We start from the raw sequence: 13,429 nt of genomic DNA on the forward strand, positions 1-13,429 counted from the left end.
GCGCCGGTCCGGCTCAGCGCTTCTTGCCGAGCCAGGAGACGCCGCCCACGACCAGCGCGAGCCCGAGCACCTGCTGCCACGTGAACGGCTCGCCCAGGATAACCCACGAGAACGCGATCGTGAGCACCGGCCCGAGCGTCGAGAACGTCGCGGCGCGCCCCGCGCCGAGCCGCCGGATCGCGGCCGCGAGCAGGACGATCGGGAGCACCGTGCTGATCGTCGCCATCGCCGCCGCGTACGCCCACACCGAGGCCGGGAGCTCACCCAGCCTGGCGGGGTTCCCTGTCACCGCGTAGTGCGCGAGCACCATCGCGCACGAGGTCACCCCGCAGTACGCGGCGAGGCGCGTCGAGCCGATCCTGGACGCGAGCTTGCCGACGCCGATGTAGTAGAGCGCGTACGTCACCGAGCTCGCGAACACCCACGCTCCGCCGATGGCGACCGCCCGCGCGTCCCCGGATTGCTCGAGATCGTGCCAGACCGCCGCCGCGAGGCCGAGGTAGCACACGGCGAGGGCCCCCCAGCCGTTCGCGCGCACCGGCTGCTTCAGCCACACCGCGCCGATCAGGAGGACGAGCGTCGGATACACGAACAGGATCAGGCGCTCGAGGCCCGTGCTGATGTACGTCAGCCCGATGAAGTCGAACAGGCTCGAGAGGTAGTATCCGAGGAACCCGACGAGCAGCACGCCCCCCCAGAGGCGGGGCGTCAGGGGCTCCGCGGCCGCGCCGCGCTCGCGGCGGGCGAGCCAGAGGAAGAACGGCAGCGCGATGCCCATCCGCAGCGCGAGCAGCGACACCGCGTCGATGGGGTGCGCCGCGTAGGCGAGCTTCACGAAGATCGCCTTCAGCGCGAACGTGGCCGCGGAGAGGACGGCGAACGTCCGGCCATCCTCGAGGAGGTGGGGCCGGTGCTCGTCGATCGAGGTGTGTACGCGCGCTTCCTGGGACATGGGCTCCGCTTCTCTTCTCTTCACGACGCTCGAGCCGCCGGAGACCGGACTTCATCGACTCCGGCCGCGACGGCCGGCGCGCTCCACCTGCGTGACGCGCGCGGCGCGAGCCGGCATTGCGCGTGGAAGTACGCGTTTGCCGTCGCGCCGGGCGGGCTCGAGAAATGGAGGCGCCTCTCAGGTAGAGGACGATCTCCCCCCTGGCCAGCGGTCCCGGCCTCCGCGCTGGTCGGATCACGTCGGTTCGGGCCGCGCGCCGCGGGAGCCTTGGGCTAAGCTCCCTTCTCTCATGACGTCTCCCGCTGGCCCAGGCACCGCCGCGCGCGGCCCGGGGGCGCTCGCCTCCTCCGGCGGCCCGCCCCCGGCGCGGAGGCGCGCGCCGCTCGCGCCGGAGCCCTCCGGCGTGCACCAGCTCGGCGGCTCCTTCCTGCAGATCGCCGCCACGGTGGGCGGCATGGCCGTGCTCGCGGGCCAGATCGCGAGGCGCGTCGCCACGCTCCGCGTCGATGGCGCCGAGTTCATGCGCAACCTCTACAAGATGGGCTTCAAGTCGATGCCCATCGTCATCGTGACCGCCCTCTTCACCGGCGCGATCATGGTCATCCAGGCGGCGCCGCTGGTCGAGCGGTTCGGCGCGCACGGCCTGCTCGGCTGGGGCGCGGGCTTCGGCACGCTCCGCGAGATCGCCCCGCTGCTCACGGCGCTCATGATCAACGGCCGCGTCGGCGCCAACAACACCGCGGAGCTCGGCACCATGGTCGTCACCGAGCAGATCGACGCCCTCCGCGTCCTCGCGATCGACCCGGTGAGCTTCCTCATCGCCCCGCGCTTCCTCGCGATGGTCCTCACGCTGCTGCTCTCGGTGATCTTCGCCGACGCGCTCGCCCTCGTCGGCGCCGCGCTCACCGGCGATCTCCTGCTCGGCGTCGCGCCCGCCGTCTTCTACAACGGCCTCACGAGCGGGCTCCTCGGCATCGGCGACGTCACGAGCGGCCTCGTCAAGAGCGTCGTCTTCGGCGTCGTCCTCGCGCTCTCCAGCTGCCAGTACGGCCTCGGCGTGACCGGCGGCGCCCCCGGCGTCGGCCGCGCCGTCAACGCGACCGTGGTCGCCTCGGCCGCCGGCATCTTCATCCTCGACTACTTCGTCTCGTTCACGCTCGACTGATGATCAACCACGCCGCCGCGCATGCCCTCCCCCCACCAGAGCGTCCCTGACCGCGCGAGCGCGGGCCCCCCCTCGAGCGAGCTCCGGGACCTCGCGCCGGAGCTCTCCGGCGTCGCCGCGTTCGGCGGAGCCGCGCTCTCGCTCTTCCGGTCGGGGCGCGAGCTCTACTCCGTGTTTGTAAGGACGCTTTACTACTGCGTGAAGGGCCGCCGCGAGCCGGGCGCGGTGCTCGTGCAGATGTACGAGATCGGGAACAAGTCGCTCTTCTTCCTGACGGTCGTGATGGGCTTCATCGGGATGATCATGGTCTTCCAGGCCGGCCAGCAGGCGAAGCGGGTCATCCCGGATCTGACCATGCTCGGCGCGACCTACCTCGAGCTGCTCGTGCGCGATCTCGCCGCCTCGATCGGCGCGCTGATGCTCGCCACGCGGGTCGGCGCGGGCATCGCCGCCGAGATCGGCTCGATGGTCGTCACCGAGCAGGTCGACGCGCTCCGCATGTGCGCGGCCGATCCCATCGACTACCTGCTCAAGCCGCGGTTCATCGCGAGCCTGCTCATGACCACGTGCCTGCTCGTCTGGAGCGCCGCGGTCGCCTTCACCACGGGGATGATCACCGCCTACAGCATGTTCGACGTGAGCCCCGAGACGTTCATGAACGTGAGCCTCGTCGACGCGGGCGATCTCGCCACCGGCCTCGCGAAGTGCCTCGCCTACGGCGCCGCGATCCCGGTGGTCTCCGGCCACTCCGGCCTCTCGACCTTCGGCGGCAGCGAGGGCGTCGGCTGGGCGACGACGCGGGCGGTCGTGAACTCCTCGCTCGCGGTCATCGTGCTGAACATGCTGATCTCGGCGGCCGCCTTCCTCATCTTCCGCTAGTCCCGCCCGCCAGAAGTCCGGCCAGGATGGCCGGACTTCTGCGCCGCTTCGCGGCGGCTTCGCGCGGGCGGCCCTAGCTTTGTTTCCTCGGGGCTCCGCCCCGCTCCGCACCCCGGCGTCCGCTTCGCGGCCGCCCCGCCTGCGCGACCGCCGTCGCGCGCCTCACTCGATCGGCCCCTCGGCGCTCCCGGTGATGAACTGCTGCACGATCGGGTCCGGCGAGCTCTGGAACGCGCCGCGATCGCCGAGCATGCGGACGAGCCCTTGATAGAGCATCACGATCCGGTCGGCGATCGTGAAGATGCTCACGAGATCGTGGCTCACGACGATGCTCGTCACGCCGAGCGTGTCGCTGAGCTCGCGGATCAGCTTGTCGACGCGGCGCGCGCTCACCGGGTCGAGGCTCGTCGTCGGCTCGTCGAAGAGCACGTAGCGCGGCTCGAGCGTGAGCGCGCGCGCGATGGCGACGCGCTTGCGCATCCCGTCGCCGAGCTCCGGCGGGAACCGGTCCGCGAACTCGTGCATGCGCACCTGCTCGAGGCGCCGCCGCGCCTCCGCGAGCGCCTCCTTCGGCTTGAGCCCCTTGTGCTTGCGGAGCGGGAGCGCGACGTTCTCGACGCACGTCATCGAGTCGAACAGCGTCGAGTGCTGGAAGACCATCGCGCACTTCATCCGCACCGGGTACATCCGGGCCTCGTCGAAGCGGCTCACGTCCTCGCCGTCCAGCCAGATCTCCCCGCCGTCCGGGTAGAGCAGGCCCACGAGGTGCTTGATGAGCACGCTCTTTCCGACGCCCGACTGCCCGATGATGAAGAACACCTCGCCGTCGTCGACGTCGAACGAGACGTCCTTCAGCACCTCTTTGGGGCCAAAAGATTTTCTGACATTTCGGAACGAAATCATCGCGGCTTCTGAGGCAAGAGCGGTTGCGTCACGACAAAGGCAGCGCGAAGCGTCACGGTGCTGGTCTGCAAATGCGCGCTGCGGCACGCAGATCCTGGCCTATTTCCCTCACCTCCCCGCCGCCAGATCGGAGAAGATGAAAGGCCCATGGCAAGCCCGCGGTCGATCGAGGTCAAAGTCGGGATCCTCATCCTTACGGCGATCGGGCTCCTGGCCACGTTCATCCTCGTGATGGGCGGGGTCAACTTCCAGCCGAAGTACTCCATCTATGTCGACTTCGACAACCCGGGAGGCCTCCAGACCGGGGCGCCGGTGAAGATCGCCGGGGTGGAGGTCGGCAAGCTCAGCGAGATCCACTTCCGCGGCGGCCAGCTCGGCAAGGACGGCCGGCGCGAGCCGCTCGTGCGGATCCAGCTGCGCATCGAGGAACGCTACCAGCAGAGCATCCACGACAACGCCACCTTCTACGTGACGACGCAGGGCGTGCTCGGCGAGCAGTTCCTCGCGATCGAGCCCGGCTCGGGCGACCGGCCGGTGCTCCCCGAGGACGCTGTCGTCCGGGGGCTCGACCCGCCGCGCCTCGACATGCTCCTCGCCGAGGGGTACGAGCTCCTGCACGCGACCGTCTCGGCGATGCGCGAGCACCGGGAGGAGGTCGGCGAGGCGTTCGATGGGCTGCGGAAGACGCTGAAGGGCACCGGCGACTTCATGGACAGGAACCAGGATCGGCTCGACCGCATCGCCGAGAACGTCGAGCAGATCAGCCTCGACGGCACCGAGCTCGTGAAGGACGCCCGGCAGAAGTACGTGAACAACCCGCAGATCGACAGGATCCTCGCGAACGCCGATCAGGTGAGCGGCACGGCCGCGCGCGACCTGCCGCCGCTCCTGGACGACGCGCGCGAGACGCTCGCGAACGCGCGCCGGCTCTCGGCCACGGTGGGCAGCGAGACGGAGCAGGCAAAGATCAAGAAGACGCTCGACGACATCGCCGAGATCGCGGGCCGGGCGAAGGCCGCGACCGCCGACGCCCAGGAGGTCCTCGCCCACGTCAAGCGCGGCAAGGGGACGGTCGGCGCGCTCGTCATGGACGAGCAGCTGTTCGACGACCTGCAGGAGCTCGCGCGCGACCTCAAGCACAACCCCTGGAAGTTCTTCTGGCGCGAGTGACCGCCCGGCCAGCGGGGGCGCGGTCCGTCCGGGAGCAGACCGCGCGCTGGCGGGCTGGCTGCCTGGCCGGTCAGGCCAGCCTGACCAGCGGGTCGCCTTCCCTGACCGAGGCCCCCTCGGTGACGAGGACCTCCTCGACCGTGCCCTCTTCTTCCGCCTCGACGGGCATCTCCATCTTCATGGACTCGAGGATGACGACGACGGTCCCCTCTTCGACCTTGTCGCCCGGCTTGACCTCGATCTTCCAGACGGTACCGGTGATGTGCGCCTTGATGACGTTTGCCATGGGCGCGCGAAGCTACCGGAGAGCCATCGAGAATCCAACGGGACCGTCGCGCGCGGCGCTGCGATGTCCGCTCCGTATCGGGCGCTCCCGGCCCGGGCATGCCCCGGTCACCCTCGCCGACTGCACAGGTCGTCCGGCGTGACCTGCGGGACGGTTCTCGGAAACGGACGTGGCAGACGTAGCAGACGTGGCCGATGTGGCAGGGCCGGCGCTGCCCGCGCTGCAGGTCACGGGGCTGGAAGGGACGGAGCGCTGCGATTTCCGCTGGTACCTGCGGTGCACCACGGCGATAATCTGTGCCTGGCGGCTTCGCGGTCCCCCGGCACGACGAGGGTCGCCGCGGTGGTCGCGAATAATTGCGTGAAAGCCGCTCTGCGGGTCACAATCCTCCTGCCTGGTGGCCCCGCGCAGGGCGACCCGCAGGTTCTCCGCACCGCCCCTTGGTAGCCAAACCGCACGCGCTCGATCGAAGGAGCCACGAGGTCATGTCGGAACAGAAGGAAAGCTCGGTCCTGTTCTCGCTCAAGGAGCTGATGAACCTCGAGGAGGATCGAATCAAGACCGAAGAGGCCCAGAAGGCCGCCGCCGCTGCCGCCGCCGAGAAGGCCCGGGTCGAGGCGGAGCGCGCCGCGCGCGAGGCCGAGGAGCTGCGCATCCGCACCGAGGAAGAGCGCCGTCGCAGCGAGGAGCGCCGCGCGCGCGAAGAGGCGGCGCGGCTCGAGGCGATCCGGCAGGCCGAGATCGAGAAGGCGCGCGTCGAGGCCGAGCAGAGGGCGCGGCTCGAGGCGATGGCCGCGCAGCAGCACCACGAGCGCTCGCTCGCGGCGCTGCAGCAGGACGAGTCGAAGAAGAAGCTGCGCAAGCTCCTCATCGGCGGCGCCATCGCCAGCGCGCTGGTGGTCGGCGTCATCACGGTCGTCGCCGTCAAGTCGGCGCAGGAGCAGGAGGCGCGCATCGCGGCCGAGGCCGCGAGGACCCGCGAGCTCGAGGAGGCGAACAAGCGCCTCGAGGCGCAGTTCAAGGAGTCCGAGTCCAAGATGTCGGGGCTGCGCGATCAGCTCGCGAGCGCCAAGGACGAGGCGACGCGCCTCTCGCTCCAGAAGCAGCTCGAGGCGGAGCAGCAGAAGCAGGAGCAGCTGCGCCGCGGCGGCGGCGGTCGTCCGGCCGCGGGCGGCGCTCCGGCGAGCGGCGGCGGCACCAAGGCGCCCTGCAACTGCGCCCCTGGCGATCCGCTCTGCAGCTGCCTCTGATCGGAGCCAGGATCACCGGCATGGTCAACCCCAGCTCCGTCCGGCAGCGGACGAGCCTCGGCGGCAGCTCGCTCGACGAGGCGCGCCGCAGGCTCGTCTTCCCGCTCGACTACCCGAACCTGGAGGAGGCCCGGGCGGCGGCGACGCGCGTCGCGCCGTCGGTCGGCGTGCTCAAGGTCGGCCTGGAGCTGTTCGTCCGCGAGGGGCCGAGCGCGGTCGAGCTCGGCAAGTCGCTCGGGCTCGACGTCTTCCTCGATCTGAAGCTGCACGACATCCCGGCGACGGTGGCCGGCGCGGTGGCGAGCGCCGCCGCGCTCGGGGTCCGCTACCTGACGGTGCACGCGGCCGGCGGCGCCGAGATGCTGAGGCGCGCGGCCCAGGAGGCAGCGCGCTCCCAGGATCTGATCCTCCTCGCCGTCACCCTGCTCACGTCGCTCGACGACGGCGATCTCGCCGCGCAGGGCGTCGAGGGGAGCGCGTCGGAGTACGTGGTCCGGATGGCGCAGCTCGCGCGCGGCGCCGGCATCCACGGGTTCGTTGCCTCGCCGCAGGAGGTGCCGGCGCTGCGGCAGGCGCTCGGGCGGGGCGAGCTGATCGTGACGCCGGGCATCCGCCTCGGTCCGGCGCCGGACGGCGAGCGCGTCGACGACCAGAAGCGCATCGCCACTCCCTCGGCCGCCATCTCGGCTGGCGCCGATCTCCTGGTGGTCGGCCGTCCGATCCGCGAGGCGGCCGATCCGCTCGCCGCGGCGCGCTCGATCGTCCAGGAAATCGCGCACACGCTCCACCCTCCCCGCTGACGTGAGCCGCCTCGTCTACGGTCTCCAGCCGGTCCGCGAAGCGATCCGCGCCCACGGCGCCGGCGTCGGCTGGGTCCTCGTCCAGCGGGACGGCGGCCCCAAGCTCGACGCGCTCGCGCGCCTCGCGGAGGGCCAGGGCATCCCGACCGAGCGCGCCCCGCGCGGCGAGCTCGATCGCCGCAGCGCCGGCGGTCGCCACCAGGGGGCCGTCGCCTCCGCACCGGAGCTCCAGATCGTCGGGGTCGAGGCGATCCCTGTCGTCGAGGAGGGCCAGCCAGGCGCCGGTACGATCACGGTGGCGCTCGACGGCGTGATGGACCCGCAGAACTTCGGCGCCGTGATCCGCAGCGCCGTCGCCCTGGGTGCCCGGGCGATCCTGTGGCCCGAGCACAGCTCCGCGCCGCTCACCCCGGCGACGTTCCGGGCCTCGGCGGGCGCCATCGAGCACGCGAGGCTCTGCCGCGTCCGCTCCCTGCCCGACGCCCTGGAGGCCCTCGCCGCCCGGGGCGTGGCCTCGATCGCGCTCGACGCCCAGGGCCCGGTCGAGCTCGGCGATCTGCCCCTGACCGGCCCGGTCGCGATCGTCATCGGCGCCGAGGACAAGGGCACGCGCCGCTCGGTCCGCCGCGTCTGCCAGCATGTGGCCCGGCTTCCCATGACCGGCCCCATTGCCTCGCTGAACGCCTCGGTCGCCGGCGCGATCGCGCTCTACGAGGTCGTCCGGCAGCGCCGCGCGCAGCGCGCGTAGCCCCGAGAGCCGCCGGCCCGCGCTGCCGCGCGGATACGCTCCTGCGACGACGGAGATCGCGCGCGGCGAGATCCTCTCGCAGCGCCGCGGGTCGCGCCCGTGATCTACAGAAAACTTGCGCCGCATTGCCACGAGCAATGCGTCCGCGGCCGCGTGATCCCGTGCGGCGACGCCGTCCGGAAGCTCCGTAGGTCGATCCCGTAGCCCAGCAAATTATTTAACGATCTCCACGAGATATGCTCAAGCTCTCCTGCGAGATCTAGGTTGGGATCCATTGCTGAACAGGCTCCCAGCAAGACGACCGATTCGATCCATTCAATGGATCGATAAAAAGAATCCACACCCCCCCAAGAAACGTCAGTCGCTGCGCGGAGTTACCCCTGTGGACTCATCCTTCTCTCCGCGGTTGCCCGGAATGGCTCGAGGACTGGTTCAAGAACGAATGGGTTCGGGGTAAGCCGCTGGATCGACTCAGCTTCCAGCTGGAAGCGACCGCAGGCGGGCGAGCACGCGGGCCACGCGGCGCACCGCCTCGACGACGTCGGCCTCGGTCGTCTCCTCGCCGATCGAGAACCGGACGGCGGACGCCGCTCGCTCGGGTCCGAGCATCGCCGTGAGGACCGGGGACGGCTCGGCGGTCCCGGCGCTGCACGCCGAGCCGCTGGAGACGGCGACGCCCTCCAGGTCGAGGGCGGCGCAGAGCTCGTCGCCGCGCCAGCCGGGCCACGACAGGTTCGTGATGTGGGGGGCGCGCATGCCCTCGCCGTTGGGGAGCGGCGCGTCGCCGGCCGCGCGGCCGGCCTCGATGAGCGCGGCCTCGAGGCGATCGCGGAGCGGCGCCAGGGCCGCGTACCGGGCGGGGGCGTCGAGCGCTCGCCGGGCGGCCACGGCGAAGCCGGCCGCGGCGAGCGGATCCTGCGTCCCGGGGCGGAGCCCGCGCTCCTGGGCCCCCCCGAGCAGGACGGGCCGGAGCCGGACGCCCGGACGCACCGCGAGGGCGCCGATCGCCTTGGGCCCCCGGATCTTGTGGGCCGCGACCGACACGAGGTCCGCCCCGGCCCACGCCTCCGGCGGGAGGCGCCCCACCGCCTGCACGGCGTCCACATGGAGGCGCGCCCCGCGGGCGTGCGCGATCGCCGCCGCTTCGGCGACCGGCTGGATGACGCCCGTCTCGTGGTTGACCGCCTGGAGGCTCACGAGCCGCACGGGCGCGACCGACGCAGCGCGATCGAGGGCGGCCGCGAGCGCCTCCGGCGCGACCCGGCCGGACGGCTCGGGATCGACCCAGGCGACCTCGACGCCGCGGCGCGCGAGCCCCTCCGCCGCGCGGGTCACCGAGGGGTGCTCGATCCGCGAGACGACGAGCGCGCCGTGGAGCCGCCCCCACGACGGCGCGCCCGCCGCGCCCGCCCCGGCGGACGGCGCGCCGGCCGCGCCCGCCCCGGCGGCCTCGTCGCCGAAAGCGTGCGAGAGCGCGAGGTTGTTCGCCTCGGTCCCGCCCGACGTGAGCGTCACGTCGCGCGCGTCGAGGCCGACCAGGCGGGCGACCGCCTCCCGCGCTTGCTCGATGAAGGCGCGCGCGCGCCGCCCTGGTCCGTGCACGCTCGCCGGGTTGGCCCAGGCCACCTCGGCGGCGGCCTGCATCGCCGCGAGGACCTCGGGGTGCGGCGGCGTCGTGGCGTTCCAGTCGAGGTAGATGACGCGAGCCGCCGAGCGCATCAGAGGGACGACGGATCGGCGGGCGGCGACGAGGGCGGGCCGAGCCGTCCCGGCGAGCTGGGGTCGTCCTGGAGGGGCGCCCGGCGGGCGACGGTCAGGTAGAACGCCGATCCGGTGAGCGTCTCGCCCTCGATGACCTCGTTGCTGGGCGACAGGACCCGCACGTCGCCGCCGAGCCCTCGGGCGGTGCGCCGGGCGATCGCGAGCCCGACGCCGACGCCGCCGTAGGCGCGCGTGGCCGAGCCGTCGATCTGGTAGAACGGCTCGAAGATGCGCGGCTGGCGGTCCGCTTTGACCCCGGGCCCCGTGTCCGCGACGCAGAGCTCGTAGTGCCCCGACTGGAGCACGGTGACCCGCACGCCCGCCGTGCCGCCGGCCGGCGTGAACTTCGCCGCGTTCTCGAGCAGCTGGATCATGGCGCGCTGCAGCCGCCCGGCGTCGCCCCACGCGGGCAGCGGGCCGCGCGGCAGGTCCTCGACGAGCTGCACCTTCCCCTCGGCGAAGCGGTCGGCGACCTGGGCGAGGGCGCGGCGCGTCGTGTCGAGGAAGTCGTACTCGGAGTGCATGAAGCGCATCCGGCCCGTCTCGATGCCGGTCACGTCGAGCAGGTTGTCGATGAGCGAGCGGAGCCTGCGGACGCAGTCCTCCATCGCGAGCAGCGCCTTCTTCTGGGACTTGTTGAGGGGGCCGAGCTCCTCGTCGGCGAGGAGCTTCACGTACCCGACGATCGGGGTCATCGGGGTCGCGAGCTCGTGCGAGATGTTGCGGTAGAACTCGGTGCGCGCGGCGTCGAGCTCGCGGAGCCGGGCGTTGGCGCGCGAGAGCTCGGCCACCTTCTGCTCCAGATGGGCGACGATGCGCTGGCTCTGCTCCCGCAGCCTGAGCGGCCCCTGCGACGCCGGGAGCTCCTCGCGCGCGCCGCTGAGGTAGCGGGCGATGACCGCCGAGAAGGAGCGCGCGTCGATCGGCTTCTGGAGGAAGCCGTCGCAGCCGACGGCGAGGCTCGTGTCCCGGTCGCCCTCCGCGGTGATCGCGACGATGGGGACGCCGGCGAGCGACGCCTCGCCGCGCAGCCGCAGCGTGACCTCGAACCCGTCGAGGCCCGGGATGTTCAGGTCGACGAGGACGAGGTCGGGGCGCTGGGTACAGGCGAGACGTACCCCTTCGAGCCCATCGGCGGCCTCGAGGACCTCGTAGCCGGCGTTCTGGAGCAGCTTGCGGACGAGCAGGCGGTTCGCGGGATCGTCCTCGATATGAAGGATCTTCGACATGGGCTCTACGTGCGCATACTAGTCACGATCAACGCGATCCAGGCACGTTCTGCGCGACTTTCCGCTGGATGGTCAGGGGTCGCCGACGCGGCGAAGTCCGGGTCGTCCGCTCGAGGCGTCCCCGCGGGTCGAGCGGGTCGCCACGCCGCTCGTGCGCGGTCGTGATCGCGCCGAGCGGTCGCCGCGCCGGGTGCAGCTGGGACCGCCGCGTCGAGCAGGTCGATATGCCCAGGTCGAGCCAAATTGATCCCGCGTCGAGCGGGTCGCCACGCCGCGTCGAGCGGGTCGCCACGCCGCGCCCGAGCGGGTCGCCACGCCGCGTCGAGCGGGTCGCCACGCCGCGCCCGAGCGGGTCGCCACGCCGCGCCGAGCGGGTCGCCACGCCGCGCCGAGCGGGTCGCCACGCCGCGTCGAGCGGGTCGCCACGCCGCGCCGAGCGGGTTGACGTAGCGGCGTCGCCCCTTCAATACGGGGGCCGCCATGCCCGGCCCCCTCATGTTCCCCCGCGCCGTCACGGCGCGTTGCTTCTCCTTCCCCCGGCGCTCCCGATGACGACCGCGCACCAGCAAGAGAGCGAGGCTGCCAGCGCAGACCCCGGGGGCGGAGCGGCAGCGAGCCTCCCCCGGCCGGAGGCGCCGCGCGACGCGAACGCCGCGAGCGCGGGACGCGAGGTGCGGCCGCTGCCCGCGCGCCTCGCCTACGGGCTCGCGGCGCTCAGCGGGTTCTTCTACTTCCTCGGGTTCCCCGGGATGGACCTCTGGCCGATCTCGTTCTTCGGCCTCGTTCCGCTCATCGTGGCGCTGCGCGGGCAGACCCCGAGGCGCGCGGCGTTTCTCGGCTGGATCGCCGGCTTCGTCATGACGATGGCCGGCTTCTACTGGCTGCTCGAGATGCTGCGGGTGTTCAGCGGATTCCCCACGATCCTCTGCGCGCTCTTCATGGCGATCCTCTGCGCCTACCAGGCGGGGCGCATCGCTCTGTGCGGCTGGCTCTACGGGCGGGCCGAGGCGCGCGGCTGGCCGGGCCCCGTCGTCTTCGCGCTCGCGTTCGTGACGAGCGAGCTCGTCTATCCGCTGCTCTTCCCCTGGTACTACGGCGCATCGGTCCACAACGCGCCGGTGATGGGTCAGGTGGCCGATCTCGGCGGCCCTTACCTCGTCGGCCTGGTGCTCGTCGCCGCGAACCTCGCGATCGCCGAGCTCGTGAAGTTCCGGCTGGATCGCGCGCTGCCGCGCGCCGCTTCGCAGGGCGGGCCGGACGCGCCCCGCCCCGACCGCGGCGCCGGCGCGCACCGCGGCCGCCCGCTCGATCGCGCGGTCCTCGCCGTGGGCATCGCGGCCCCGGCGCTCGCCGCCGTGTACGGCGTCATCCGGATGCGCGCGGTGGACGCGGCCGCCGCCGCGGCCGAGCCGATCAAGATCGGGATCGTCCAGCCGAACCTCGCGCTCTTCGACCGCCGGAACGCGCTCAAGATCCACGTGGGCCGGACCCGCGAGCTCGCGAAGCAAGGGGCCGGGCTGGTCGTGTGGAGCGAGGCCGGCGTGCCGCAGGCGTTCCGCGAGTCGGCCTACAAGAACGAGGTCCAGCGCTCGCTCACCGGCCGGCTCGGCGTGCCCACGGTGGTCGGCACGGTCATCCACCGGCTCCCTCCCAACACGCACGAGCGCGGCGTGAGCTTCAACACGGCGCTGATGGCCGGCCAGGACGGCGAGATCCTCGGGCGGTACGACAAGCAGTACCTGCTCGCTTTCGGCGAGTACCTCCCGCTCGGCGACGCGGTCCCGTACCTCTACACGCTGTCGCCGAACTCCGGCCGCTTCAGCCCTGGCACGTCGCTCGCGCCGCTCGAGTGGAACGGCCACCGGCTCGCGACGATGATCTGCTACGAGGACATCCTGCCGCACTTCGTGAACAAGCTGGTCGCCGCGGGCGACCCGGACCTCCTCGTCAACCTCACGAACGACGCCTGGTTCGGCAACACGACGGAGCCGTGGATCCACCTCGCGCTCGCGAAGATGCGCGCGATCGAGCACCGCCGTTACCTGGTGCGCGCCACGAACAGCGGCGTCTCCGCGATCGTGGACCCGGTCGGGCGGGTCGTGGTGCACAGCGACACGTTCAAGGAGCAGTCGCTCCTCGGCGAGGCCCGGTTCATGCGCGCGCAGACCGTCTACGGGACCGTGAAGGACATCCCGTGGTACGCCGCCGCGGTCGCGAGCGTCGCGATGGCGCTGTTCTCGCGGCCGGAGCGCTGGCGGCGCCGGCGCGCCGAGGGCTGAGCGCCGC

Annotated in this window: 12 protein-coding genes; 7 read left to right on the top strand and 5 right to left on the bottom strand. The window is 72.1% G+C overall.

Annotation, left to right across the window (positions count from 1 at the left end; genetic code table 11):
• Positions 1-13: 13 nt before the first annotated feature.
• Complete coding sequence (locus tag WME89_RS23230) at positions 14-952, bottom strand: DMT family transporter (protein WP_438011298.1); 939 nt, start codon at positions 950-952, stop codon at positions 14-16.
• A gap of 289 nt (positions 953-1,241) precedes the next feature.
• Between WME89_RS23230 and WME89_RS23235 the strand changes: the two genes are divergently transcribed.
• Together WME89_RS23235 and WME89_RS23240 are read left to right on the top strand one after the other, a co-directional pair.
• Entirely contained in the window at positions 1,242-2,117 is an 876-nt protein-coding gene (locus WME89_RS23235; RefSeq protein ID WP_437664153.1) for an MlaE family ABC transporter permease, read from the top strand.
• Between the two features lie 21 nt (positions 2,118-2,138).
• On the top strand, positions 2,139-2,996 hold the full coding sequence (locus WME89_RS23240) for an MlaE family ABC transporter permease (protein WP_438011299.1): 858 nt from the start codon (positions 2,139-2,141) through the stop codon (positions 2,994-2,996).
• Between the two features lie 162 nt (positions 2,997-3,158).
• Here WME89_RS23240 and WME89_RS23245 read toward each other — a convergent pair whose 3' ends face one another.
• Positions 3,159-3,899: an ABC transporter ATP-binding protein gene (locus WME89_RS23245; protein WP_438011300.1), complete on the bottom strand. Its 741-nt coding sequence runs from the start codon at positions 3,897-3,899 to the stop codon at positions 3,159-3,161.
• A gap of 147 nt (positions 3,900-4,046) precedes the next feature.
• On the opposite strand from WME89_RS23245, the gene WME89_RS23250 reads away from it, so the two are divergent.
• Complete coding sequence (locus WME89_RS23250; RefSeq protein WP_438011301.1) at positions 4,047-5,069, top strand: MlaD family protein; 1,023 nt, start codon at positions 4,047-4,049, stop codon at positions 5,067-5,069.
• 70 nt (positions 5,070-5,139) lie between these two features.
• Here the strand turns inward: WME89_RS23250 and WME89_RS23255 are convergent, their stop codons facing one another.
• Positions 5,140-5,355 (bottom strand): biotin/lipoyl-binding carrier protein, encoded by a 216-nt coding sequence (locus WME89_RS23255; RefSeq protein ID WP_438011302.1) that lies wholly within the window; start codon positions 5,353-5,355, stop codon positions 5,140-5,142.
• 485 nt (positions 5,356-5,840) lie between these two features.
• On the opposite strand from WME89_RS23255, the gene WME89_RS23260 reads away from it, so the two are divergent.
• Genes WME89_RS23260 through WME89_RS23270 form a run of 3 tightly spaced genes read left to right on the top strand, consistent with a single transcriptional unit; the run spans position 5,841 to position 8,153 of the window.
• Positions 5,841-6,605, top strand: coding sequence for a hypothetical protein (locus WME89_RS23260; protein ID WP_437627422.1), 765 nt, complete (start codon positions 5,841-5,843; stop codon positions 6,603-6,605).
• 20 nt (positions 6,606-6,625) lie between these two features.
• Complete coding sequence (gene pyrF / locus WME89_RS23265; RefSeq protein WP_438011303.1) at positions 6,626-7,405, top strand: orotidine-5'-phosphate decarboxylase; 780 nt, start codon at positions 6,626-6,628, stop codon at positions 7,403-7,405.
• A 1-nt stretch (position 7,406) separates the two neighbouring features.
• Positions 7,407-8,153 (top strand): TrmH family RNA methyltransferase, encoded by a 747-nt coding sequence (locus tag WME89_RS23270; protein WP_438011304.1) that lies wholly within the window; start codon positions 7,407-7,409, stop codon positions 8,151-8,153.
• 471 nt (positions 8,154-8,624) lie between these two features.
• On the opposite strand, the gene WME89_RS23275 is transcribed toward WME89_RS23270, so the two are convergent.
• Both WME89_RS23275 and WME89_RS23280 read right to left on the bottom strand, forming a co-directional pair.
• Positions 8,625-9,872 (bottom strand): cysteine desulfurase family protein, encoded by a 1,248-nt coding sequence (locus WME89_RS23275; protein WP_438011305.1) that lies wholly within the window; start codon positions 9,870-9,872, stop codon positions 8,625-8,627.
• The gene (locus WME89_RS23280) at positions 9,872-11,143 is read right to left on the bottom strand and encodes a hybrid sensor histidine kinase/response regulator (protein ID WP_438011306.1); all 1,272 of its coding nucleotides are present in this window, start codon (positions 11,141-11,143) and stop codon (positions 9,872-9,874) included. Before WME89_RS23280 ends, WME89_RS23275 begins: the two co-directional genes overlap by 1 nt.
• 548 nt (positions 11,144-11,691) lie before the next feature.
• On the opposite strand from WME89_RS23280, the gene lnt reads away from it, so the two are divergent.
• Positions 11,692-13,422 carry an apolipoprotein N-acyltransferase gene (gene lnt, locus WME89_RS23285; protein ID WP_438011307.1) on the top strand — a complete coding sequence of 577 codons (1,731 nt, stop codon included), beginning with the start codon at positions 11,692-11,694 and terminating at the stop codon, positions 13,420-13,422.
• Positions 13,423-13,429 lie beyond the last annotated feature (7 nt).

It is taken from the genome of Sorangium sp. So ce321 (genome assembly GCF_051530195.1).
In the GTDB taxonomy this organism is placed as follows: domain Bacteria; phylum Myxococcota_A; class Polyangia; order Polyangiales; family Polyangiaceae; genus Sorangium.

Bases quoted from the DNA above. Each gene is read 5' to 3' on its own strand.
- WME89_RS23230 (WP_438011298.1), bottom strand. From the start codon at position 952: ATGTCCCAGGAAGCGCGCGTACACACCTCGATCGACGAGCACCGGCCC.
- WME89_RS23235 (WP_437664153.1), top strand. From the start codon at position 1,242: ATGACGTCTCCCGCTGGCCCAGGCACCGCCGCGCGCGGCCCGGGGGCG.
- WME89_RS23240 (WP_438011299.1), top strand. From the start codon at position 2,139: ATGCCCTCCCCCCACCAGAGCGTCCCTGACCGCGCGAGCGCGGGCCCC.
- WME89_RS23245 (WP_438011300.1), bottom strand. From the start codon at position 3,899: ATGATTTCGTTCCGAAATGTCAGAAAATCTTTTGGCCCCAAAGAGGTG.
- WME89_RS23250 (WP_438011301.1), top strand. From the start codon at position 4,047: ATGGCAAGCCCGCGGTCGATCGAGGTCAAAGTCGGGATCCTCATCCTT.
- WME89_RS23255 (WP_438011302.1), bottom strand. From the start codon at position 5,355: ATGGCAAACGTCATCAAGGCGCACATCACCGGTACCGTCTGGAAGATC.
- WME89_RS23260 (WP_437627422.1), top strand. From the start codon at position 5,841: ATGTCGGAACAGAAGGAAAGCTCGGTCCTGTTCTCGCTCAAGGAGCTG.
- pyrF (WP_438011303.1), top strand. From the start codon at position 6,626: ATGGTCAACCCCAGCTCCGTCCGGCAGCGGACGAGCCTCGGCGGCAGC.
- WME89_RS23275 (WP_438011305.1), bottom strand. From the start codon at position 9,872: ATGCGCTCGGCGGCTCGCGTCATCTACCTCGACTGGAACGCCACGACG.
- WME89_RS23280 (WP_438011306.1), bottom strand. From the start codon at position 11,143: ATGTCGAAGATCCTTCATATCGAGGACGATCCCGCGAACCGCCTGCTC.
- lnt (WP_438011307.1), top strand. From the start codon at position 11,692: ATGACGACCGCGCACCAGCAAGAGAGCGAGGCTGCCAGCGCAGACCCC.